The 23,751-nt window shown below is 70.9% G+C and carries 14 protein-coding genes; 5 read left to right on the forward strand and 9 right to left on the reverse strand.

The genetic code is table 11. From position 1 onward, the window contains the following. Positions 1-336 precede the first annotated feature (336 nt). Positions 337-1,716, forward strand: a complete 1,380-nt coding sequence (locus tag ACFWEE_RS13495; RefSeq protein ID WP_386888781.1) for a ricin-type beta-trefoil lectin domain protein — start codon at positions 337-339, stop codon at positions 1,714-1,716. A 103-nt stretch (positions 1,717-1,819) separates the two neighbouring features. Here the strand turns inward: ACFWEE_RS13495 and ACFWEE_RS13500 are convergent, their stop codons facing one another. The 8 genes from ACFWEE_RS13500 to eccD all read right to left on the reverse strand — a co-directional run bounded on the left by ACFWEE_RS13500 (position 1,820) and on the right by eccD (position 9,911). Then, positions 1,820-2,170: a hypothetical protein gene (locus ACFWEE_RS13500; RefSeq protein ID WP_386888783.1), complete on the reverse strand. Its 351-nt coding sequence runs from the start codon at positions 2,168-2,170 to the stop codon at positions 1,820-1,822. Beyond that, positions 2,163-2,582 (reverse strand): YbaB/EbfC family nucleoid-associated protein, encoded by a 420-nt coding sequence (locus ACFWEE_RS13505; RefSeq protein ID WP_386888785.1) that lies wholly within the window; start codon positions 2,580-2,582, stop codon positions 2,163-2,165. Before ACFWEE_RS13505 ends, ACFWEE_RS13500 begins: the two co-directional genes overlap by 8 nt. A gap of 63 nt (positions 2,583-2,645) precedes the next feature. After that, on the reverse strand, positions 2,646-5,603 hold the full coding sequence (locus ACFWEE_RS13510; protein WP_386888787.1) for an AAWKG family protein: 2,958 nt from the start codon (positions 5,601-5,603) through the stop codon (positions 2,646-2,648). Between the two features lie 39 nt (positions 5,604-5,642). Further along, positions 5,643-6,110: a type VII secretion system-associated protein gene (locus tag ACFWEE_RS13515; protein WP_386888789.1), complete on the reverse strand. Its 468-nt coding sequence runs from the start codon at positions 6,108-6,110 to the stop codon at positions 5,643-5,645. 39 nt (positions 6,111-6,149) lie between these two features. Then, entirely contained in the window at positions 6,150-6,452 is a 303-nt protein-coding gene (locus ACFWEE_RS13520) for a hypothetical protein (protein ID WP_386888791.1), read from the reverse strand. A gap of 74 nt (positions 6,453-6,526) precedes the next feature. Beyond that, the gene (locus tag ACFWEE_RS13525) at positions 6,527-6,904 is read right to left on the reverse strand and encodes a hypothetical protein (protein ID WP_386888793.1); all 378 of its coding nucleotides are present in this window, start codon (positions 6,902-6,904) and stop codon (positions 6,527-6,529) included. A 111-nt stretch (positions 6,905-7,015) separates the two neighbouring features. Continuing rightward, positions 7,016-8,491 (reverse strand): type VII secretion protein EccB, encoded by a 1,476-nt coding sequence (gene eccB / locus ACFWEE_RS13530; protein WP_386888795.1) that lies wholly within the window; start codon positions 8,489-8,491, stop codon positions 7,016-7,018. A 19-nt stretch (positions 8,492-8,510) separates the two neighbouring features. Next, positions 8,511-9,911 carry a type VII secretion integral membrane protein EccD gene (gene eccD, locus ACFWEE_RS13535; RefSeq protein WP_386888797.1) on the reverse strand — a complete coding sequence of 467 codons (1,401 nt, stop codon included), beginning with the start codon at positions 9,909-9,911 and terminating at the stop codon, positions 8,511-8,513. A gap of 232 nt (positions 9,912-10,143) precedes the next feature. On the opposite strand from eccD, the gene eccCa reads away from it, so the two are divergent. Further along, positions 10,144-14,181, forward strand: coding sequence for a type VII secretion protein EccCa (eccCa, locus tag ACFWEE_RS13540; protein WP_386888799.1), 4,038 nt, complete (start codon positions 10,144-10,146; stop codon positions 14,179-14,181). A 60-nt stretch (positions 14,182-14,241) separates the two neighbouring features. Here the strand turns inward: eccCa and ACFWEE_RS13545 are convergent, their stop codons facing one another. Continuing rightward, on the reverse strand, positions 14,242-15,468 hold the full coding sequence (locus tag ACFWEE_RS13545; protein WP_386888801.1) for a S8 family serine peptidase: 1,227 nt from the start codon (positions 15,466-15,468) through the stop codon (positions 14,242-14,244). Positions 15,469-15,784: 316 nt separating this feature from the next. Here ACFWEE_RS13545 and ACFWEE_RS13550 point away from each other — a divergent pair, with 316 nt between their 5' ends. The 3 genes from ACFWEE_RS13550 to ACFWEE_RS13560 all read left to right on the forward strand — a co-directional run bounded on the left by ACFWEE_RS13550 (position 15,785) and on the right by ACFWEE_RS13560 (position 23,694). Then, the gene (locus tag ACFWEE_RS13550) at positions 15,785-18,616 is read left to right on the forward strand and encodes a hypothetical protein (RefSeq protein WP_386888802.1); all 2,832 of its coding nucleotides are present in this window, start codon (positions 15,785-15,787) and stop codon (positions 18,614-18,616) included. Positions 18,617-18,734: 118 nt separating this feature from the next. Further along, positions 18,735-20,330, forward strand: coding sequence for a hypothetical protein (locus ACFWEE_RS13555; RefSeq protein ID WP_386888803.1), 1,596 nt, complete (start codon positions 18,735-18,737; stop codon positions 20,328-20,330). Positions 20,331-20,358: 28 nt separating this feature from the next. After that, a complete protein-coding gene (locus ACFWEE_RS13560; RefSeq protein WP_386888805.1) occupies positions 20,359-23,694 on the forward strand; it encodes a right-handed parallel beta-helix repeat-containing protein in 3,336 nt (1,111 codons plus the stop codon). The last annotated feature ends 57 nt before the right edge of the window (positions 23,695-23,751 follow it).

Genomic DNA, 23,751 nt, shown 5'->3' on the forward strand with positions numbered 1-23,751 from the left:
ACACTCATACCCGCGACGAACACAACGATCGGGTTGTACCAGGGCTCTTCAGTCACAACATCCCCATGGGCGCATGCTCGTCGGTCGGCGACGACCGGTCGCACCGGTCAAGGCCCGGCGCGCGCGACAATGGGCGCAGGACGTGGACCATCCTCAGTTATACGCGTGAACATATGTGTCAAGTTCACTGCCATGAGCATGAACGGTCAGATGAGTCGTAACTCACATGTGTTGTACCCTGCGGTACTCGGAGCCGTTATGCAGATGTGGGAGTAGGCAGGTGTGCCGAAACCTGGCGCACCGGCTCCGTTCTGCGCTCCCTCGGGAAGGAAGCACGTGAAATCACCAGATCCGCCGCGGCCGGCCCGCGCGGCACCGGCGAGTACCCCGGTCACCTCCGTCGCGGCGCCCCGTGAGCTGCCCGCCGCGGCAGACGTTCCCCCGCTGCCGACGGAATCGGTGGTGCGGGCACGGACCTCCGCCGGCACCTCGGACGGACGGAAGGAGTCCAACGAAGAAAAGACCAAGAAGAGCGGCGCCCCGTCCCGGGCCGACTCCGCCGCCTCGCCCGCTTCGTTGCTCGCACCACGGGGCTTTCGGCGACGGGCCGACACTGCCACCCGCACCGGTACCGAGTCTGGTTCCGGGGCCGAGGCGGCGATCGAACCCGGACCCGACGGTGCCGTCCAGGCCGAGTTGGGCCCGGAGGCGTCCCGCAAGGAGGCCGGGACTGCCCCGGCCACCGGCAGCGATGTGCGCGCCGACGTCATGGCCGGCACGCGCACCGCTTCGACCGCGGCCCCGGTAACCGGACGGAAGGGAGCCCGCGCCCTGCTGCGCGGCAGTCATCGCACGGTACTCACCGTCGCGGCGGTCACCGGGGTGGTTCTGGTGGCCGGTGTCCTCGTCGGCCTGCGCGGGGGAGGTTCGGCCCACGACACCGCCGCCCCGGAAGCCGCCGCTTCGATGCTCGAAGCGGGCGCGGACGGCGGCGCCCGAGTCGGATTGCCCGGCGTCCTGCCGCTCCCGACCGGGCACGAGTCGGGGCGGGCCACCCCTGGCGTCACCCCTGCCGCGGCCGTCGGAGGCAAAGACGACAACAAGCACGACGCCTCCGGTGCGGACAAGGGCGACGCGCACGGCTCCTCCTCGTCGTCGTCGCACGACGACGGCAAGAGCGGGGACACGGGCGGCAGCAAGACGGGGAGCGCCGGTACATCGTCGTCCTCGTCCGACCAGCGGCCCACCGCCCAGGCCACTCACGCGCCGGCCGCGGTCGTGCACTCGACCGCTCCTGCCACCTCCGGGGCAGCAAGCAGCACGGCCCTTTCCGGGACGATGGTGTTCAGCCACGACTCCGGACGCTGCCTCGCGGTGTCCGGGGGCAAGGGCAGGGACGGCTCCCCGCTGGAGATCCGGGACTGCTCGACCTCGTCGGCCGCGCAGCGGTGGTCCATCCGTTCCGACGGCACGATCCGCGCTTTCGGCCTGTGCATGGACGCCGCGGGCGCGTCGACCTCCAACGGCACGGTCGTACAGCTGGCGAACTGCAACGGCGGTCCCGCGCAACAGTTCGACCTCAACTACCGGCACGATCTGGTCAGCAGCCTGGCCAACAGGTGCGTGGACGTGACGGGCGGGTACACGGGCAACGGCAGCCGACTGCAACTGTGGGACTGCAACGGGCACGACAACCAGAAGTGGTCCAGGAAGTAGCGGGACCGGCGCGAACGGGAAAAGTCCTCGCCGCGGTCCGGGAGACCGGAGTGCGGCGAGGACTTCTCTCCTCACCCAGCAGGCGGGAGTCTCACAACACGGTTCAGACGCGGTGCACGTCGGGCCCGCCGGAGCCGCGGCGGATGTTGTCCATGTTGTCGCTCTTGGCCGTCTCGAAGCTCCTGCCCGAGTTCAGCGTGAGCCGGGCCGCGCTCTCCAGGGCCAGAGACAGGTCACGGATGCCGTTCCGGAGCATGGTGTGGACCGGGATGTAGTTCTGGATGTACTGATTGCCGTAGGAGTCGTTGCCCCACGGCGGGTCGGCCATGTCGTACGCGGTGGCATCCGCGAACCGGTCGGCGGCCTCGCCCGTCAGATCCGCGACATTGCCGGTCGCATTGCCACCGGACTTGATGCGCTCCGGATCGGCGGCGAACACATTCTCGTCAGCCACGCTTGTCACCCCCATGACGACGGGCGAAGATCTCCTGCAGCGAGCCGCCGTCGAGGAGCTTGTCCAGGTTGAGACGGTCCAGCACCCCGCCGTCCATGGTGCCCGGGCCCGTGCCGCCCACCGCCTCCATGATGGCCGTGGCACGCGAGGCCACTTGCGCCTTCGAGGCCGCCATCGCCTCCAGCACGCTGGCCGCGAGGGCCTGGCCCGTCATCTCCTTGAACTTGTTGTTGGGGAAGCGAAGGCCCGACGGTGTCCCGTCGGTGCCGATCGTGATCTCGACGGCGCCGTCCCGGGAGCGGGCCGTCACGGAGATCGACTTGATCTGCGACCTGGCCTCCATGAGCGCTTCGCGCTTCTTCGCGAACTCGGCCAGTGCCTGCTGCTGCTGTTCTGCCAGTGACGAACTCATGACTGTTGCTCCTGTGCCGGTTGAACCGCCTCGGAGGCGGCCCAAGGAACCGATGTACGTCCATCAGTGGCCGATGGACGCCGGAAGACCGCCCTCCTCGGTGCCCCAGACGTCTTTGCCCTGGCCCGACCAGGCAGAGCTCTGGGTTCCCGGCACCTGCCGGTTGCCGGAGGGGCCGTAGGGGGAATCGCTGGACGTGCGGCGCGGGCCGAGGAGTTCGTCGCTGTCGGTCTCCTCCTCCTCCCACTCCTCCGGGTCCTCGGCGGGAGCGGGCTGCTGGCCGAACGGTGGCCCGCCGTGCCCGAAGACGGCGCCGTCCATGTCGTTGCCGTCGTACAGGTCGCGTTCCCGGTCCCCGCCGCCCTGCTGGCCGCCCTGCTGGCCCATGCGGTTCATGCCGGCCATCATCATCATGGGCGAGAGCAGACCCATGGCGTTCTGACTGTCCGAGGTGCCCGGGCCGGCCGCCGCCGAGACGCCTGCCCCCGCTCCGGTGCCCGCCGCCGCCTCCGCCGCCGCCTTCTCGGCCTCCATGGAAGCCGCGGTAGCCGGACTGGGGATCGACTGGGACCGTCCGTCCGCCGTGGTGACCAGTCCGCTGCCGTCCAGGTGCTGGACCTTGGTGCTGCCGTCGGGATAGCTGGTGATGCTGGTTCCGTCCGGGGTGTAGGTGGTTCCGGTACCGCCGCTGTAGGTGGGGAAGTCGTACGACGGCACGGTGATGTTTCCGCCCGAGAGACCGCTGCCCAGCCCGGTACCGGTCGCGTCGGTGGTGGTGACCGTGCCGTCCGCGTGGAGCGTGGTGGTGCTGCCGTCCGGGTTGTGGGTGACGATGTTGCCGTCCCCGTCGACGGTGATGGTGCTGCCGTCCGCCGTCGTGATGCTCTCGCCGGTACCGAGGTGGCTGGTCGTGCTGTTGCCGTCCGCGTCGACCGTGGTCACGTCCCCGTTGGGGTGCACCGTGACCTCCGAGCCGCCCATGCCGTCGGTGGTCAGACTGCCGTCGCTGTTGAGGTGGGAGACGGTGCCGTCCGGGGACGTCAGCTGGGTCTGGCCGTCCGGGGTGACGATCTCCGAGGCACCATTGGCGAAATGGGTGGTTTTCGTTCCGTCGGCGGCGGTCGTGGTCAGGCTGCCGTCCGCGTTGCGCGTAATGCCGCTGCCGTCGGCGTTGGTGAGCGATTCGCCCACGCCCAGGTGGCTGGTGGTGGTGTGCCCCTGGGGGTCCACGGTGGTCACGTCGCCCGTGGGGGAGACCGTCCGACTGGAACCGTCCGGGAACGTCGACGTGATGCTGCCGTCGGCGTTGCGGGTGACCGAACTTCCGTCCGGGTAGCTGGTGACCGTGCCGTCGCCGGTCCGGGTCGTGGTGCTGCCGTCGATGTTGCTGATGGGGAGACCGGAGCCGAAGGCGCCCGTGGCGGTGCCGCCGCCGAGCAGGGTGCCGGTGTCCGTCGGACCGCTGGTGTCCGGCAGGTTCGTGCCGAAGCCGCCGTCGCCGGTGCCACTGGACACGGTCGGTATGTCCGTCGCCGAGAACGGGTCGTCGGCGCCGCCCAGCCCCGTGGTCGGGAGGTCGGTGAGGGCGCCGTCTCCCGTTCCGTGCGTGATGTTCGCCAGGCCGTTGCTGAGCCCGTTCCCCATGCCGTTCAGGCCGTCGCCGAGACCCTTGAAGCTGTCGCCGATGCCGTCGCCCAAGCCCTGGAAGCTGTCGTTGAGGCCGTCGCCGAGGCCTTTGAAGCTGTCGCCGATGCCGTCGCCGAGGCCCTTGATCCCCCCGCCGAGGTTGTCGAGCCCGTCGCCGAGCTTCTTCAGGTTGTCGTCGAGGCTGCTGTTGCCCTTACCGGTGCTTTCCTCCTGGACGGCGGAGCTCAGTGAGGAGCCCGTGTCGCTGAAGGAGAACGCCGAGTTCCAGGCCGCGTCGAGCACCCTGGACCAGTCCTTCTGAAGGTTCTCCAGTACCGGCCGAGCCTTGGCGTCCAGGTTGGTCTCGACGTTCCTGGTCCAGCGGTCGACTGCCTCCTGCGTGGCCCGGTGCCAGGTGGCCGTGTCGGTCAGGCCGCCCCATGCCGTGTCCTCGGTGTATCCGGGCTGGGTCTCCACCGTGACGTACGTGCCTTCGGTCGTCGTGTTGGTCGCCCACCCGAACTTCCTGGAGTTGTTGTCGATGATCCAGCGCCCGAGCTCCACGAACACCCCGTTCATCACGTCCAGTGGATCAGCCGGGATCTGCTGCTGTGTGGTGGTGCCGTCGGGAAGGCCGACCGTGATGGGCTGGCCCCGCTGCCAGTAGAAGTCGCTGTAGATCTGGTAGAGGTCCTGATAGGCCTTGTAGAGGGCCTGCTCCGCGCCGATCAGGTCGTCCCCGTGCAGGGTGGTGCTGACGTAGCCCGTGGAAGGGGACCGGTGCTGCGGGGAGAAGCCGGGCGGTTGCAGCTGTGAGGTGTAGTTCTCGTACTTCTTGTGGAGATCGTCCACCAGAAGCCAGAACGCGCCGGCTGCCGTCCCCTTCCACGAGGCCTGCTCGCTGCCGAGCTGGTTCTTCCAGTCCTCCAGGACCGCGGTCTGCTGCTTGAAGAATTCCCCCGCCGCGTCGAACGACCAGGCCAGCTCGGCGAACGACTTGAGCTTCACCCCGTCGACGGTGGGCGCTCCGTCACCCCGGACACTGATGTCACCCTTTTCGGAGGAGTACTGCGAGACCAGGCCCGACAACACCTCGCCCGAGTGATCCCAGAAGCCGTGGAACGTGGGGTCGTCGAGGTAGGTGACATCGAGCCGGCACTTCGCCGCACCGCCCCGGACGGTGAAGAACTCGAAGTGCCACCCCTTGTTGGGGTTGATGGGCTGGATCAGCGCGAAGACGTCGTCGTCGCTGTCGAAGGTCGAGCCACCCCTTTTGAAGTTCACGTTGGCCCAGGGAATACCGCTGTCACCGGCGACCTTCGTGACGTCGGCACGTGCCACGAGCGACCAGTTGGTCAACAGGTGGAGGATGTCTTCCCAGCTCTGGGCGGCCATGGTGATGCTTCTCCGTGGATGTCAGAGGCGTCGAGGGCCTCAGAGGGACAGGCTGTTTCCGGTGCTCGTACCGGTGCCGGTGCCGGTACCGGTGCTCGAACCGCCGAGTGCCGTCGTGTAGTCGCCGATCCCGCGCATGAAGTCTGCCGACGTGACGTTGGTGAGGTTGTTTCCCTCGGCCTTCTTCATGTCCCTGATGACGTTTCCCAGATCGGTCTGGAGCTTGGTGAAGGCGGTCTTGTGCCGGTTCAGGACACCGTCGATCGCGGTGGCGGCCTTCTTGGCGTTGTCGCACATGTTCTTGCCGCCGGTCTGGTCGTCACCGGCCATCGCACCGATCGCCAGTACCTGTGGCTTCTTGCTGACGTCGTAGAGCGACGTCGGGTGGGCATCGGGTGCCCGCACGTCGTCGATCCGGTGCAGGAAGCCGCTCACGTCGGTGTCGACGAAGTTCTGCAGAGCAGCGTAGTCCAGCTGTTCCAGATGGTGGTGCTCGCTACCGGGCATGGGCGCCTTCCTGCTGTTCCGGCGGGTTCCGGGGAGTCGTTACCTGATGTTCTCGAAGTTGGACGCGGCCCTCGCGGCCGTGCGCGCGTAGGTCTGCGAGTTCTCCTGGAGGATCTGGACGAGCGTGCCCAGCTGCTGGTCCAGCAGCTCGATCTGCCTCTGCCACGTGGGGACCACCGTCCCGTAGTAGAACTCCTGGTCCGGACCCTCCCAGAAACCGATCACCTTGTTGAGGTTCTGCTGCAGTTCGCCTACGGCATCCTTGATCAGCCGCTGCTGAGTTTCCATGGTCAGTGCTGAAACCTGAGCACGCTGGTGGTTGATGAAGATGCCCTCAGACACGTTTACTCCTTGGTGGCCGGGATGGTGCTACTGCGTGTGTGCTGTCTACCGGAAGTCTCAAACGTTTCGACGGCTCACTGCTGCGGGTGGAGCGCCGCGAACGTGGTTCCGCTGATGGAGGAGTCCGGAGCGGTCATTCCCCTCGTGGCGTCGGCCACGAGGCTGACATTGTGCTGCTGCGCCTGCCTGGCTTCCGTCTGGTTCGTCCGGAGCGCCTCCTCCATGGAGGTGCAGGTGGTGCGGATGGACTCAAGGGTGTCGAGCCAGTTCTGCAGAGCGCGTCCGTAGGCGGTTCCGTCTTCGCCGCCGTACGTGTTGCCGAGCCCCTGGTGCTCCGTCCCGACCTCGCCCTTGATGTCGTGAAGCTTGCCCTTGGCGATCTCCAGGTAGGTGATGGAGTCGTTGAATGTCTTGTCCGACGATGACTGCTGGCCGTTGAGTGTGGTGGCCATGTCGCTCTCCTTGTCGTCAAGGTGTTCTTATATTGAGAACGAGACACCTATCTTCGATGTTCACCATACTCGGTACAGGTGTCAATCTGGCTTCGCATGTGCCTTGTTGCCCTATCCGCAGGCCGGCGACCCCGTCGCCTTCGCGTCGCCGCTCGCCGCGGCTTCCGGCGACAGGTCGGGACCGGTGGGCAACATGTTGAGCAGGGGCGCCGGCAGGCCGTCGGCCGCGGACAGGTCGTACCCCAGGTCCTTGGCCGCCGTCACCGACGGCACCCGGTACTTCACACCGCTGTCCGTGACGAGATACGTGGTTGTCCCCGTACCGCCGCCGGTGCTGTTCAGCGCGCGCACCAGACTGCCCGTGCCGGGGGCCACGGCGATGCCGTCGATCGGCAGACAGGCGGGGGCCAGCGCTTTCAGCGGCGGCAGGGCCTCCTCGACGATCGTTTTCGCCGAGACCAGCGACATCGTCACCGAGATGGCTTCGGTGCCCCTGGGGTCCAGTCCGACGCACACCCCGGTCGTGCCGTCCATGCCCAGCAGGGCGGGTGGTTCGGACGGCAGCCGGGACGCGGCCTCGCGCACGGCGGCGCCGGTGGCCGAACCGGAGGGGGCCAGTGCGCCGCCGAGCGTCTGGGCCGACAGCACGGTTTCCTTCGCGGCGCTGCCCTGATACGCCTTCGCCTTGGTCTGAGGATCGCCCAGATCGAGGGCGGCCTGGGTCGGGGTGACCGGGATCAGGCCGTCGTCGCCGAGTACGTAGTAGCGCTTGTCCGAGCCCGGCGTCTCGGCGGTGAACACCTGACCGATCCGGGTGGCCCGGCCGTCCAGTTCGGGTCCGTTGCCGCCGAGGTCCGGCACGGGCGGCGCCGCGAGGTCGGGGCCGGCGGGGACCGCGTCGAGGAACGCGGCGGACACGCTGGTGGCGTCGGCGCCGCCGTACCCGAGGGCCGCGAGCGCCGTCGGCCCGCCCGACACCTTGAACCGGTTGTCCCGCCACAGGAGATAGCTGGTGCCGTCCGGCCCCTTCACCAGGACGGCTTCCCCCTCGCGCACGCCGGTGCCGTCCTGCACCGAGTCGACGGCGAGGACGGTGAGCGGCCGGACGGCACCGGAGTCGGTCTTCGTGGTGGCGGCGCACACCTGCCAGGGACGGGCGTTCAGACTGTCCTGAGTGGGCAACGAGTCGGGCGCGCCGGGGATGCCGACCTCGGAGCCGTGCCGTGCCGAGCCCAGCGAGCCCACGGAGACACTCACGGTCGTCATGTCCGCGCCCAACAGCAGCCGGGCCGACGGGTAGTTGAGTACGGTGTGCAGCCGGCCGTCGTACACGTACCGGGTCCCGGTCTCCTTCTCGACGATCAGTGCGTTGCCGCTCTGCCATCCCGTGTTGCCGCCGGGTTGGACCAGGCCGAACAGGAGGAACCCGCCGGCCACGACCACCGAGATGATCGCTCCGTAGGTCATCCCGCGGTTGGTGCGCCGGGTGGGTGGTTCCACCACGTCGGGATTGGCGCGCAACAGACCCGAGGTCAGCCGGGACACCAGGAACTGATGCGCCATGACCTGGTCGCGTCGGGATTGCACGATGACACCTCCTCAACTTTCAGCCGAACATGCCGCGCAGGCGCTGGTACACGTCCAGGACCCACAGGGCAAGGGGCAGCAGGGCAAGGGCGGCGCCCGACTGGAGCAGGTCCCCGGCGCGCCCCCAGTGCGGCAGCAGCCGCCGGCCGGGCACCGTCCAGGAGACCACCGCGGTGAGCACGGCGCCCAGCAGCAGGGCGGCAATTCCCAGCTGTCCCCCGTTCTCGCCGTGCCGGACGGCGAGTTCGACGACCAGGACCACGATGCCGATGCCCGCGGGCAGGCTCAGGGCGATGCGCTGCCAGGAGGTGCCCAGGCTGCGGCCGTGCAGGGCGAGCAGGATCGCCAGCACCAGTACCGTGACCGTCTCGGGCCGGCCCGGGTGGCGGGCCATCAGGACGAATGCGGCGAGGCAGACCAGTCCCACCGCGCCGTACAGACCGGTCATCCAGTGGTCGATCGCAGCGCCACCGTCCGCGACGTCGTTCTCGGTCTGCGGTTCGATGCCCTCCTGAAGCTGATCGGGCCGGGTGGGCAGCGGAGGGAGGCGCAGACCGGAGAGCGAGAAGGACATCATCGGGATGAACGCGCCCAGCAACACGGCCGCGCAGGCGACCGCCGCGACGGCTTGATGGGCGGAGACGTCCAGCGCCAGCATGAGGCCTCCGCCGAGCACCGCCGCCAGGGCCAGCACCCCGCCGGAGGCGAACACCACCGGATAGCCGGCCACCACCGCGGTGGCCAGGACCAGCCCGACGGCGGCAGCCGCGCCCGCGGCGAGCAGATGGGCGCCCGCGGTGCGGGCAGAACCGTCGCCGGGCTGCCCGCTTCCGGTCAGCAGGAGGCCGGCCACCGCGAGAAAGGACGAGCCGAACAGCCCGAGCAGTACGCCGCCGTGCGGGTCGTCCAGCACCCGGGCGGCGGATCCCGCCCCGGACAGCGCGAGCAGGGCGGCGCCCGCCGCGAGGATCGCCCGGTCGCCCGTCGCGCCCTTGGACACGACCAGCAGGACCAGGCAACCGAGCAGGGCCGCGGCCATGACCAGTCGCAGGACCCACCGGCTGATCTGCGGACTCCACGCGTGCGGCAGGTTCTGCACCACGGCCGAGACCGCTTCCAGCAGACTGTCGTAACGCACCGGCGGCAGCGCCTCGGTCTGCGGGCGCAGCACGAGCGTCTCGCCCTCGCGCAGGTTGAGGGAGTCGGGGGTGCCCTCGACGTCCAAGGGGTGCCCGCCCAGGCGCTGCAGGACCCAGCCGCCGTGTTCCAGTCCCTGTTCCGGGAGGTCCTCGCCGGCGTGTCCGGCGATCACCGGCAACAGGTCCGCGATCGGCACGTCGGCCGGTACGGCCAGGTCCAGTGTCTTGTCCGGGGCGCGCACGGTGAGACGGCACAGCCCGTTCAGCGAGCCTTCGCTCATGGGGGCAACAGCCTTCCGAGGGAAGATGCACGGCCGCGCAGCAATGTGTTCCGCGGAACACATGACGGCAGGGCGGGGGCGGTCGGGGTGTCTTGGCCAGAAGTACCTGGCAACAGATACTCTCATGACCGCAAGTAACTTTTCGCCGGAGCCCAGAGTCACATGTATCTCTGTGGCCGCCTGGTCGCCGCTCCGATGTCCCCCGGTGCGGGATCGCCCTCTGTACAGTTGAATGGAGAGCCAGTTGAGTGTGGTGTTCTTCCGCAGGCCGGCCCGCCGCCGCGGCCCGGAGCTGCCGGACGGTGAGCTGACGCTCCAGGAACCACCGACACTCGCGGAGGCGGCGCCCTCCTCCGCAGCCAACATGCTCACCTACCTGCCGATGGCGGGCATGTCCGTCGGCATGGTGCTGCTCTACACACGTATCGGCAGTGGTACCGGTCCGGTGATCTACCTGGTGGTCGGGCTGATGCTGCTGTCGATGATCACCATGCTGGTCGGGCAGCTGGTGAAGTCGGGCTCCGAGCGCAAACAGAAGATGCAGGGCGTCCGCCGCGACTACCTCCGCTATCTCGGCGGGGTCCGGTACAAAGTGCGCTCCGCCGTCGCCGAGCAGCAGCGCGCACTGGCCTGGCGCCACCCCGGACCGGACAACCTGTGGTCGTTCGTCCGGACGAGCCGGCTGTGGGAGCGACGCACCTCCGACGACGACTTCGCCGAGGTGCGCATCGCGGTCGGCGAACAGCGCCTGGCGATGCAGCTGGTCAACAAGACGGCGAAGCCCGTGGAGGACCTGGACCCGCTGACCGCGCACGCGCTGCGGGCCTTCATCAACGCGTACTCCACCGTGCCCGAGCAACCCATCGCCCTCTTCCTGCGCGCCTGGGCGCGCATTCTGCTGCGCGGCGACCGGGAGAAGGTGCTGGCGACGGTCCGTGCCGTACTGGCCCAGCTCGCCGTGCTGCACACCCCGCAGAACCTGATGATCGCCTTCTGCGTCTCCCCGGAGAGCCGCGGCGAGTGGGAGTGGACCAAGTGGCTCCCGCACGCCCTGCATCCCACGGAGACCGACGGTGCTGGACCGGCCCGGCTGATCACCTCCACCGTCGCCGAGCTGGAAGACCTGCTGGGCGAGGAACTGACCGACCGCGCCCTCTTCGAGGCGGGTGCCGCACCGACCAAGGACGAGCCGTACCTCGTCGTCGTCCTGGACGGCGGCCAGGTACCCTCCGGCCACCGGTTCGAGCGGGCCGGATTCCGCAATACGGTGGTGCTGGACGTCTCCGGCACCCTGCCCTGGAAGCCCGGTCGGACCGTGCTGCGCCTGCTGGTGGAGGCTTCCGACGAGGCGGCCGATGGTGCGGACGGGCCGCACGACGAGATCAAGATCGTACGGACCGATCGCGACCGCAAGGAGACGTCCATCCCCTTGGGCCGCGCGGACCGGCTCGGCCCGGCCGGGGCCCGCGCCCTGGCCACCCTGCTCGCCCCGATGCGTACCGGCACCACCGCCGAGGCAGCGCAGCCGCTGTCCAGCGACATCCAGCTCACCACCCTGCTCGGCATCACCGACCTGTACCGGTACTCTCCGCAGGAATTCTGGGAGCGCCGCGGTGAACAGCGCAAACGGCTGCGGGTTCCCATCGCGGTCGGCGCCGACGGCCGTCCGGTGGAACTCGACCTCAAGGAGTCCGCGCAGGACGGCATGGGGCCGCACGGCATGCTCATCGGCGCCACCGGCTCCGGCAAGAGCGAGCTGCTGCGCACCCTGGTGCTCGGACTCGCCCTCGCCCATTCGTCGGAGTCCCTGAACTTCGTGCTCGTGGACTTCAAGGGCGGTGCCACCTTCCTCGGGTTCGACGAACTGCCGCACACCTCCGCGGTGATCACCAACCTCGCGGACGAGGCGGCCCTGGTGGACCGCATGCAGGACGCGCTGCGCGGCGAGATGCAGCGGCGTCAGGAACTCCTGCGGGCCGCCGGCAACTACACCTCCGCGCTGGACTACGAGAAGGCGCGCGCCTCCGGCGTACCGCTCGAACCGTTGCCCAGCCTCCTCGTCGTCGTCGACGAGTTCAGTGAGCTTCTCTCCGCGCACCGGGAGTTCATGGACCTCTTCGTCGCCATCGGCCGGCTCGGCCGGTCCCTCGGCGTCCACTTGCTGCTGGCCTCCCAGCGCCTGGACGAAGGGCGCATGCACCAGCTGGAGAGTCACCTCTCCTACCGGATCGGTCTGCGCACCTTCTCCGCGATGGAGAGCCGCGGTGTGCTCGGCGTGCCGGACGCCTACGAGCTGCCGTCCCAGCCGGGCGCCGGCTACCTCAAGAGCGGTGTGGAGCCGCTCACCAGGTTCCGCGCCGCCTACGTGTCGGGGGCGTACCGGCAGCGTGTGGGCGCCCTCGCCCAGGAGAAGATCGCCGGTCAGGTGATGCCGTGGACCGGCGACTGGGTCAACGTGCGGGAGGCACCCTCCGCTCCCGAGCCCGAGACGGTGACCGAGGGCGCGGACGACACCAGCCTGATGGCGGTGGCCATCGACCGGTTGCGCGACGCGGGTCCGCCCGCCTACCAGGTGTGGCTGCCGCCGCTGGACGCGCCGCCCACCCTCGACGCGCTGCTGCCACTGCTGGTGCCCGACCCCGAACTGGGCCTGACCACCGCCGACTGGGAGGACCGAGGCAAGCTGCGGGTGCCGGTCGGCATCGTGGACAAGCCGTTCGAGCAGGTGCGCGACCTGCTGATGGTGGACCTGAGCGGAGCCGGCGGACACGTCACCATCGGCGGCGGTCCGCAGAGCGGCAAGTCGACCTTGCTGAGGAACCTGATCACGGCCCTTGCCCTCACCCACACCCCGCGCGAGGTGCAGTTCTACTGCCTGGACTTCGGCGGCGGCGCGCTCTCCTCGCTCAAGGGCCTGCCGCACGTCGGCGGGGTCGCGGGCCGTCTGGAGGGCGAACGGGTGGGCCGGACCGTGGCCGAGATCAGCTCGCTGCTCGCCCATCGGGAACGGTTCTTCCTGGAGCACGGCATCGACTCGATGGCCACGCTGCGGCGACGACGTGCGGCGGGGGAGTTCCCCGAGGAGCAGCACGGCGACGTCTTCCTCGTCATCGACGGATGGCAGACCGTGCGGCAGGACTTCCAGGACTACGTGCCGCTGATCGGCCAGTTCATCACGAGCGGCCTCAACTACGGCGTCCACGTCGTCACGACCACCACCCGCTGGGTCGAACTGTCCGCCGCGGTCCGCGACCAGTCGGGGACCAAACTGGAACTGCGGATGGGCGATGCCCTGGACTCGATGATCGACATCCGTCTCGCCCGGAACGTGCCGCGCGTCCCCGGCCGAGGTCTGACCGTCGGCTCGAAGCTCCACTTCCTCACCGCGCTGCCCCGCATCGACGGCGTCGCCGACCCCTCCGACCTCAGTGACGGCGTCGCCGACCTGGTCGACGCGGTGGCCCGGGCGTGGCCCGGCCCCGCCGCGCCGCCCGTGCGCATGCTGCCCACGAATCTGGCCGCACGCGAGCTCGCCCCGGCGACCGGGGGACGGCCACTGCGGATCGCGCTCGGCGTCGAGGAGACGGAACTGGCGCCGGCCTGGCACGACTTCGCCGAGACCCCGCACCTGGTCGCCTTCGGCGACAGCGAGTCGGGCAAGACGAACCTGCTGAGGCTCGTCGCGAAGTCGGTGACCGACCGGTTCACCCCGGCCGAGGCCCGCATCCTCGCGGTCGACTTCCGCCGGGAACTGGTGGAGTGGGTGCCGGAGGAGTACCGGCTGGGCCACGCGGTGTCGGTGGACCAGCTGAACGAGTACGTGCAGGGCGCGGCACGGGCCATGAAGACCCGCACCCCGGGTCCGGACATCACCCCTGCCAGGATGCGGAAGGCCGACTGGTGGGTCGGTCCCCGGCTGTTCGTCCTCGTCGACGACTACGACCTGATCGCCTCTCCGGGACGCAGCCCGCTGGAGCCGTTGCTGGAGTATCTGCCGCTGGGCTACGAGGTCGGCCTGCACGTCGTCCTGACCCGTTCGGCCGCGGGTTCCATGAGGGGCCTCAGCGACCCGCTCGTACGGCGGCTGCTGGAGGTCAACGCCCCCGGCCTGCTGCTGTCGTGCCCGCCCAGCGAGGGATATGTGTTCGGCAATGTCAAACCGCGCCTGCTGCCGCCCGGCCGGGGCAACTACATCACGCGCCGCAGTGTGACGCAGATCCAGACCGCGTTCCTGGAGGACCGTGCGGCGGAGGTGGGCGGGGACCGGTGACCGGTGGGGTCCGGGCCGTGCGGAGGCGTTCGGCCCGGACCCGGTGGTGACCCGGCCGGCTCAGGCCGCACCGCCTCCCGGCGCCCGCCGCGCCGCCCGGACCCGGGCCAGGGTCATCGCCCCGCCCGCGACCAGCAACAGCAGCAGACAGGCCGCGGCCAGTGTCCAGGCCCGGGGGACCACGGTGCTCCTGGGCGTCGCCCCGGGGAGGTGGATGGCGCCCTCGACCGGTGCGGCGGACGGAACGGACGAGTCCAGCACGGTGTTGAGCGCGGCGGTCGGGTCGAGCAGCGGTACCGGCGCGTGGGCGGCGGTCGCCCTGATCCGGGCAGCGGTCTCGGCTGCTGTCAGGCCGGGTTGGTAGGCCCGGACCAGGGCGGCGGTGCCGGCCACGAAGGCTGCGGCCACGGAGGAGCCGTTGGCGACGTAATTGCCGTGGCCGGCCGGGCCGATCCCGGTGATGGCCTCGCCGGGCGCCGCGAGATCGGCGTCGAGCGGCTGCGGGACGTCCTGCGGACGGCTTCCGACGATGTCCAGGCTCACGACGGACAGCACGCCGTCGTCGGCGGCCGGCCAGTAGTCGGCGGGCGGTGGCGCGGACTGTGCCGAACCGCTCGCCGGCGCGGTGTCGGGTGCGGCGGGCGCCACCACGAGGACGTCCTCGTCGACCGCGTGCTCGACGGCCGTCCGCAGCACCGAGGTGTCCCCCGGCAACGCGGCGGAGACGAGGACCACGTCCGCGCCCCCGTCGACCGCCGCCTCGATGCCCTGGGCCATCAGCGCGGCGCTCGGCACGCCCCGCTGGTCGGTGCCCCGCTCGGCGATGATCCGTGCCTGCGGAGCCACCCCGGCGAATCCGCTGCCGGGCACCGGGGCGGCGCCGATCACCCCGGCCAGGAACGTTCCGTGCCCCACACAGTCCTTGGCCGCGGCGCCGTCCGCCCGGACCCGTCCGGACAGCCCGACGGCCCCGGGGGACACACCGGTGTCCACCACCGCGACCTGGACACCCTTCCCCTGCGAGTACCGGTTCGCCTCCGCCAGGCCCAGGCTCTGCTGGGCCCAGGAGACGGTGCTCACCTGTGTATCGGAGGCCTTGGTGCATGCGGCGTCGTTCGCGTCGAGCGAGGAAGGTATCAGCGGCAAGCGCGGTGCGTCCGACGTCGTCGCGGAAGGCGCCGGGGTGGCGGCCGACGCGCTCACGGGGCCGACGACGGCGAGCGCGGTGGCCAGGAGCGGGGTCAACACCCTCAGCCGCGGGCGGAGAAGGAGATGTTCGTCGTTCATGTCATCGAGTTCCCTGACTTGGATGGTGGGGCGTGCCGAGTGGTGAAAGGTGTGAATCACGGGAGCGCGGCGGAGACGTGGGAACATGCGAGAAGCCTCCTCCGTCCGCCGGGTGTTGGGACCGACGCTGTCGCAGGCGAACCACTTGGCCCATCGTCGTCCGGGACGGGTAAGCTGCGAGTGACAAACATGTGTGGTACCGGAACGGCGCTTCGGCCGACCATACGTCAAGGGCAGGACACCTTCACACGTTGAGGGAAGCAAGCCACCGATGTGTGAGGACCGGATGACCGTCAAGTTCGTGGAGGAGCGCGCGATGAGACGCCGCAGCGGCGCCCGGCGGACGGGGCACACCGATCCTGGTGCGCACCTGACGGTCTCGCGTATCCATGAGCACGTCCACGTGGTGCACGCGGGCAGCAGGCCGCCCGCTCGGCTGTCCGAACTCGCCGACTGGCTCGGACCCGCCCGCGAGCACGAGGCTGCCGTTCTGGTCGGCACCCCCCTCGGCGGCGAAGGCGTGCAGGGCCTGTGCGCACTGCTCGCGCCGGTGTTGCGGACGTACAAGGACGACGACGTACGCCTGCTGCGGCTGGTCATGTCGGCGGGGGCCGACGAGCCCGAAGGGCGGCCCTCGACAGCCAGGTTGCTGTGCGAGCGCTGGGAACTGGACATCCTGGCCACCGCCGGCCCGGCAGTCGTGGTGCCGGACGGCTCCCTCTTCTCGCCGGACCTGTCCGACGCGCCCGGCGGCTGGTGGCACTTCTCCTTCGGCGAGGTGCCGCGGTTCGTCGGCATCCGACTGCCCATCCCCGACTGGGAGTCCGCGCTGCGCCGGATGGACGACTCCGCCCCGGTCGCCGACCACGTCGTCGAGCCCGTACCGGCCGGCCTGATGATCCGTCCGACCGGTGCGGCGCCCGCGGCCGTCCACACGCTTCCGTATGCCATCCCGCCGGACCCGGACCGGCCGCACCTGCTCGTGGACGCGCCGGGCGTACCGGCCGCGGGACTGGCGACGATGATCGCCGCCCTGCCGGGGCGGGTGCGCAGGGACATCCGGCTGGTGGCTCTGGACGGTCAGGCGATACTGCAGACCGGACAGGCCGTCGCCGACATCCTCGGTACCGAGGTGCACGTGGGCAACGGGGTGCCGGTGGTGGCCGAGGGCGGTGATTCCGACGGCGATGCCGACGACGCCGCGGGCGGGACCACGACGGAGCTCTACGCGGTCGACGCCGACGGCGCCCCGCTGTGGCGGCCGTTCGCGGAGACGCTCACGTGCGTGCCGGCCACGTCCGACCGGCCCCAACCCGCCCGGGTGACGTCGTGGCGCGCTCCGGTTCCGGTGCTCCGGGGCACGGACCCCGGCGCCCTGCCCTTCGAGCAGACCTGGAAGGTGGCGGTCACGCCCGCCGGTCTGTGGATCGGTCCACGCAGCAGCGAGCCGCCGGCCGTCGCCGCGACCCGCGCCGCCTGCCCCGATGCTGTCGCCATTGAACTGGGGGCCCCGCACCGAGCGCTCGACGACTCGCTCTGGCCCGGTCTCGACCGCCTGTTCGCGGAACTGGAGCCCGAGGTCCGGGAACGGGCCGTCGTCCACGTCCACGGCGTCCTCGGCGGCAAGGGCATGGACCATCTGCGGCGCCTCACGATCAGGCACAGCTTCTCCCTGATGCCGCAGACGACGGGTGCCGCGGAGTCCGACCCGGCAGACCCCCCGTCCCTGGGGCGGACCTACGCACACACGGCACGGACGGCGGAGTTCGAGGGGTCCGCGAAGCCGCTGGAGACGTCCGAGGAAGGGGCCCAGAGGGGTTCGGGGACGTCGACGCCAACGCCAACGTCGACGGAGGAGACGGAGGCGGAGACGGGGACGGAGGCGGAGGCGGAGGTGGCCGGGAGCCGCGTGGACGTGGCGGGGTCCCCGTCCCCCGCAGCCCGAACGGGGCGGTCCCGTCCCGCGGAACACCGCGCCGCGGAACCTTCCTCTCCGGCACCGCGGTCCTCGGATTCCGACACTCCGCCGACCGGCGCCCCGTTGACAGGGGGGCTGCCGGGTACCGGCCCGGGTCGTGCCACCGCCGCCGAGGCAGCCTCGACGCAGGCCGCGGTTCGCGGGACCGGACGGTCCGAAGCTGTCGCCCCCGCCGCCCCCGCGAAGCCGACCGCCGAGCCGGTGTCCGCGCGGGGCGAGGGCCGCGACGGGGCCGCACCGCAGGGGAGTTCCGGGCGCGTGCCGGCCGCGGGCCGGGCTGCCGGACGGACCGCGCCGGACAGACCGGTTCCCGCCGGGCCCCGACCGGACGGGCCGGCCCGCGCGCGGATGCCCGCCGGAGCGGAGACTGCTGTCCACCCCCCGTCGAAGCTTCGGGCACAGGCGCTCGGCCGTCCTCGGACACCGTCCGGGCCGGAAACCCCGTCCGGCACCGGCCCGGTGTCCGCGACGGCCACCGCACGCACGCCGGAGCCCCGGGCGGCGCTCTCCCCGGCGAGGCCCGAGGAACAACCCACGGACCACGTCAAGCTCCGCGCCTTCCTCGGCTCCTTCTGGCAGCACCACCATGAAGCCGTCGTGCGGGCGGCGCCGGGTCTGCTCGGGGGACTGTCCGGGGGCGGTGCCTTCGACGAAGCGCTCGCCGAGCTGATCGCCGTACACGTCTACATGACATCCGTGGCGGACGGCGCGCTGCGCGCCGCGCTGGCCGAGGAGGACGAACGGAGCCGGACGCTGTTGCGCTGCCTGAGGTCCGGAATGCGCCGACTGCCTTCCTACCGGGGGATCGCGCTGAGTACCGCCGATGAACTCGCGTCCCGGCTCGGGCCGGACGCGGTGGGCAGCGAGCGGACGGCGACCTTGCCGGTGCGTGCCGCGTCGGTGTCCGGCGCCTGTCCGAGCAGGCCCGCCGACCACGTTCTGGTCTGGTCGGTGACCGGCCGCCGGACCGGCGACCTCACGGGCGAAGGAGCCCAGGACGTCCTCTTCGCGCAGGAGTCCAGGTTCCGCGTGCTGGGAGTCGTCCAGCACGGCGACGCCACCGTCGGACTGCTGCAGGAGGTCCCGCAGCAGGCGCACGCCTCCACCACGGCTCTGGACGCCGCCCTGCTCAGACGTCTACGCGCCGTACTTGATCCGTTGCCCGCCTGACCAGGCCGTGATCCCGGGCCTCGGGGGCCGCCTCCGAGCCCGGTGCCCGGTCTCCGGGCTCGGACGGCCGCCGGTCCGTCCCGCCCGCACCATCCAGCGTCCCGCCACGAGGAGCGCCATGCCCCCCAGAACGCCCAGGACCCAGACCGAGCCGACCGCGACGGTCGGCAGGTCCGCTCCCGCCGCCCGGCGCGTGCGCCGCGCGGCTGCCCTGCCCATGCCGGACGGGGCCAGCATGAGCCCCCTGGCTCCCGCCGACTCCCTGGAAGCCGGGCGGGACGACGCCACGATGCGCTCGCTCACCTCGGTGCTGGCCGCGGCGCGTACGGAGGAGAAGGAGCCGGAGGGAGACCCGGCCACCTGGCGTCCGCGCGGTACGAACGAGGCCGGCCCGGAGTCGTCGGCCTCCGCGGGCAGCGACCCGGCGGCCGTATCGCACCGCCGTCCGGTCGGCCGGATGGGGGCGAAGGTCGCCGAGCGGCCGTTCCTGGTCGCCGCCGCGGTCGCGGGTGCGGTGGTTGCCTCCACCCCGTTCATGACCTCCCACTCCCAGGACCGCTCCACGACCTACGAAGGCATGGGCAAGGCGGACCCGATCGCCGTGGAGTCCGGCGGAAACGCCGGCGGGCACACGGACGGCTACGGCGGCCTGGTCTCGATACCGGCTCCGGGCGAGGCTACGACCGCCGACAACCTGCTGGACCCGGGAGCCGGGGACTGGCACGGCACGAGCGCTTCCGCGGCGGGAGGCACCGCCGCGGAAACGCCGGTCGTGCCCGGCGTGCTGGCGGCCGAAGACTCCGGCACGCCCACGCCCACGCCTACGCCCACGCCCGTCGCCGACACGGGTGGGCGACCGGTGATCGCCGCCGGGGGCACGGCGGCAGCCGGCACGCCGGACGGTGGATCCACGAAGGCCACGGAGGCGAGGACCCACTCCGAGGCGGGTGCCGTCGAGGACGGCGACAAGAACACGGACGCGACGCCGGCCAAGACGTCCGTCAAGACCACGGACAAGGCCGACGACAAGCCGGCGACCGCGTCCGCAGGCACCACGGTGGCGGCCCGCAGCGCGGCCCCGTCGGCCGCCACGGCCAACCCGGAAACCACCGTGACGTCGGGCGCCGACGCCGAAACCGCCGCCGCCACCACCGACGCCACCACCACCGACGACACCGCCGCCGACGCCACCACCGACGCCGCCCCTGCCTCCGCCCGCATCGCCGAGACGGTGGGCGACACGACGGCGGACCCGGTGGGCGATACGACGGCGGACCCGGTGGGTGACACGACGGCGGACCCGGTGGGTGATACGACGGCGGACCCGGTGGGCGACACGACGGCGGATGCCGCCCCGCAGGAGACGGCCGCCCCCCAGTGGGACACCAAGACCTTCGCCACCACTTTCACCGTCCGCGCGGGCGAGTCCGTCTCCTCCGACCGGATGAGCCTCACCATGCGGGCCGACGGCGACCTCGTCATCACCGACGAGGACGGCACAGTCCGCTGGTCGTCCGGCACCACCGGCGAGAACAACGCCGCCACGTTCAAGGCGGACGGCGAACTCGTCATTCGCTCGGCGTACCAGCAGACCTTGTGGTCGTCGCACACCGGCGGACACACCGGCGCCGAGCTGGTCATCCAGAGCGACGGCGACGTCACCATCCTCAGCGCCGACGACCAGGCCCTCTGGGCCGCCGGCACCCAGCACTGAGCCCACCTCGAAACACGAAGGAGCAGGCGTGGCCCGCCATGTGATCACCGTCGGCCCGGACAACGGGTGCGACCACAGCACGATCGGCGCGGCGCTGCGCATCGCCCGGCCGGGAGCCGTCATCAGCGTCCGGCCGGGCAGCTACCGGGAAACCCTGGTGGTCGAGAGCAGGGTGACGATCGTCGCCGAAGGACCGCGGGGCAGTGTCGAGATCGCCCCGGACAAGGGCGCGGCCGTGACGCTCGCCGCCGACGCCGTCATGCTGACCGACCTGCTCCTGCGGGGCGGCGAGGGCGAGTTGCCGGTGGTCGACGCGGTGCGCGGCCAGGTCGCCATGGACGGCTGCGAGATCCTCGGGGCAGGCTGGACCGCCCTGCTCAGCCGGGGCAGCGGCTCCCTCGCGCTGCGGTCGTGCCGCATCACCAACCCGGTCGGGGCGGGCGTGGTCGAGGCCGGCACCACAGGCAGCGTCATCGAGGACTGCCTGATCGAGAATCTGGGTACCTCCGGCGTGGTGATCAGCGAGCGTGGCCACGCCGACGTCCGCAACTGCCGCATCCGCGACGCACGCGGCAACGGCGTGCTGGCCAACGGCGAGTCGCGGGGCGTGGTCGAGGACTGCGAGATCACCGCCGTCGAGAAACCTGGCCTCGCCCTGGAGGGCAGCACGTCGCTGCGGGTGGTGCGCACCACGTTGCGTGACTGCTCGACCGGCGCCCACCTGGCCAGTTCCGCCCGCACCGAGCTCTCTCACGTACGCATCCTCAACACCCGCGGCCACGGCTTCGTGGTCGCGGAGCGCTCCGACCCCCAACTGTCCTCCTGCGAGACCTCCGGCACCCGGGGCAGCGGCCTGTACGTCACCGGCCGTTCACGCGGCTACTTCGCCAACTGCGCGTTCGACGGAGCCGAGGAGGCTGCGGTGCACGTCGACGACACCAGTTCCCCCTCGCTCAGCGGGACCCGGGTGACGAACAGCAAGGGCGTCGGCGTGGTGCTGGAAGGGGAGTGCGCGGCCGAGTTCGACCAGTTGGACGTGGCCCGAGCCGGCGGGCACGGCGTTCTGGTCACCGCCGGGGCCAACCCGCTACTGCGCCGGGCCCGGATCACGCAGGCGCATGGAGCGGGCATCCTGGTCGCCAACGACGCCCGCGGCCGGTTCGAGGACTGCGAGGTGGGCGACTGTGCGGGCCACGCCCTGCGCGTCGAAGGGGGCGGCAACCCGCACTTCGGGACCTCGTCCCTGCGCGGCGCCGGAAAGTCCGGCGTCTGCGTCGGCAACGGGGGGCGGGCCACGCTGCGGGACTGCGACATCTCGGGCTGCTCCGCGTCCGGAGCAGCGGTCGAGGAGGGCGGCGGGCTCACTCTCATCCGTTCCCGGGTACTGGGCAGTGGTGGTCACGGAGCCTTGATCGGCATGGGCGGCCAGGCCTCGCTGAAGACGTGCGAGTTCAGTGGGAACGCCGGGGACGGCATCCGCATCGACACCGACCGTGCCCTGGAGATCACCGACTGTACCGTACGGTCCAATCGCGGCTCCGGGCTCAAGCGGGCCCCGTCCCGGGCCGAGTTCACGCTCTCCGGACTCACCAGCGTCGACAACAAGTCCCCCGACGAGGGGACCGACCCGGCTGCCGATCCGGTCGCCCCCGACCCGGCCACCACCGGTGAGGGCGGCCAGGACGGCAAGTCCCCGGAGAACGCCCTCGTCGCCGAACTCAACCAACTGGTCGGACTCGCGGGCGTCAAGGACCAGGTCAACATGCTCGTCAGCCTGGGCAAACTCGCGCAGCGGCGGGCTCAGCTGGGCATCCCGGCCCCGCCGATGAGTCGGCACCTGGTCTTCGCGGGCCCGCCCGGCACCGGCAAGACCACCGTGGCCCGCCTGTACGGCGGCATCCTGGCGAGCCTCGACATGCTGTCCTCGGGCCACATCGTCGAGGTGGCCCGCGCCGACCTGGTCGCCCAGGTGATCGGCGGCACCGCCATCAAGACCACCGAGGTCTTCGAACAAGCGCTGGGCGGTGTCCTGTTCATCGACGAGGCTTACACCCTGACCTCCGGCGGCAAGGGCTCCGGCGCGGACTTCGGCCAGGAGGCCATCGACACCTTGGTGAAGCTGATCGAGGACCACCGTGACGACACGGTCGTGATCGTCGCCGGCTACCCCAAGGAGATGGAGGGATTCCTCGCCGCCAACCCGGGCCTCTCCTCCCGCTTCACCCGCACCATCGATTTCGAGAACTACTCGGTCGACGAACTGGTCACCATCACCGAGTCCATGTGTAACGGCCACCGATACGTCCTCGACCCGCTCACCAAAGAGGCCCTCGCGCTGCGATTCACCGGCATGCGCCGCGACGCCACGTTCGGCAACGGCCGCGCCGCGCGTGGCGTCTTCGAGGAGATGGTCGACCGGCAGTCGCTGCGACTGGCCACCCTGCCCGAGGCCAGCGAGGCGGACCTGATGCTGATGCTGCCCGAGGACGTCGGTGCCGACGTCGCCGCGGAGGTGCATACGGACGGGAAGAAGGAACCCGGCGAGTCCGACGTACTGACCCGGCTGCGTGCCATGACTGGTCTGTCCGCGGTCAAAAGGGAGGTCGGCGGTATCTCCGACCTGCTCAGCGCCTACCGGCAGCGGGCCGCGCTGGGACTGCCGACACCCGCGGTCAGCCACCACGCGGTGTTCTCCGGGCCGCCCGGCACCGGCAAGACCACCGTGGCACGTCTCTACGCCGACCTGCTCAAATCCTTCGGGGTGCTGTCCCGGGGACAGCTGGTCGAGGTCGGCCGGGCCGACCTGGTGGGCCGCTACATCGGCCACACCGCGCAGCTCACCACCGAGAAGTTCGAGGAGGCGCTCGGCGGTGTCCTGTTCATCGACGAGGCGTACACCCTCACCCCCGAGGGCTCGACGCAGGACTTCGGCCGGGAGGCCGTGGACACGTTGCTGAAGCTGATGGAGGACCGCCGCGACGAGGTCGCGGTGATCGTCGCCGGCTACCCCGCGGAGATGGACCGTTTCCTCGCCTCCAACCCGGGGCTGGCCTCACGTTTCTCCCGGCACGTCACCTTCGAGGACTACTCCACCGAGGAGCTGCTGGCGATCATGGAGGAGCAGGCGACGACGGTCGGATACGTGTGCGCCCCGGCCACTGTCGAGGCGCTGCGCGTCCACCTCGACGGCGTGCCCCGGACCCGCTCCTTCGGCAACGCGCGCCTTGCCCGTCAGCTGCTGGAGAGCATGATGACCCGTCAGGCAGGCCGGCTGGCCACGCTGGCCGCCCCCGACCTGGAGGCGCTCGTCACGCTGCTCCCCGGAGACCTGCCGGGGGAGGCGCTGGCCGGCCGGCCCGGATGAGGGATCAGGTCTGCACCTGACGCCGTAGTGCGTCCCGCAGCACGGGAAGCCGTGACC

This window comes from Streptomyces sp. NPDC060184 (genome assembly GCF_042728795.1).
Taxonomy (GTDB): Bacteria; Actinomycetota; Actinomycetes; order Streptomycetales; family Streptomycetaceae; genus Streptomyces.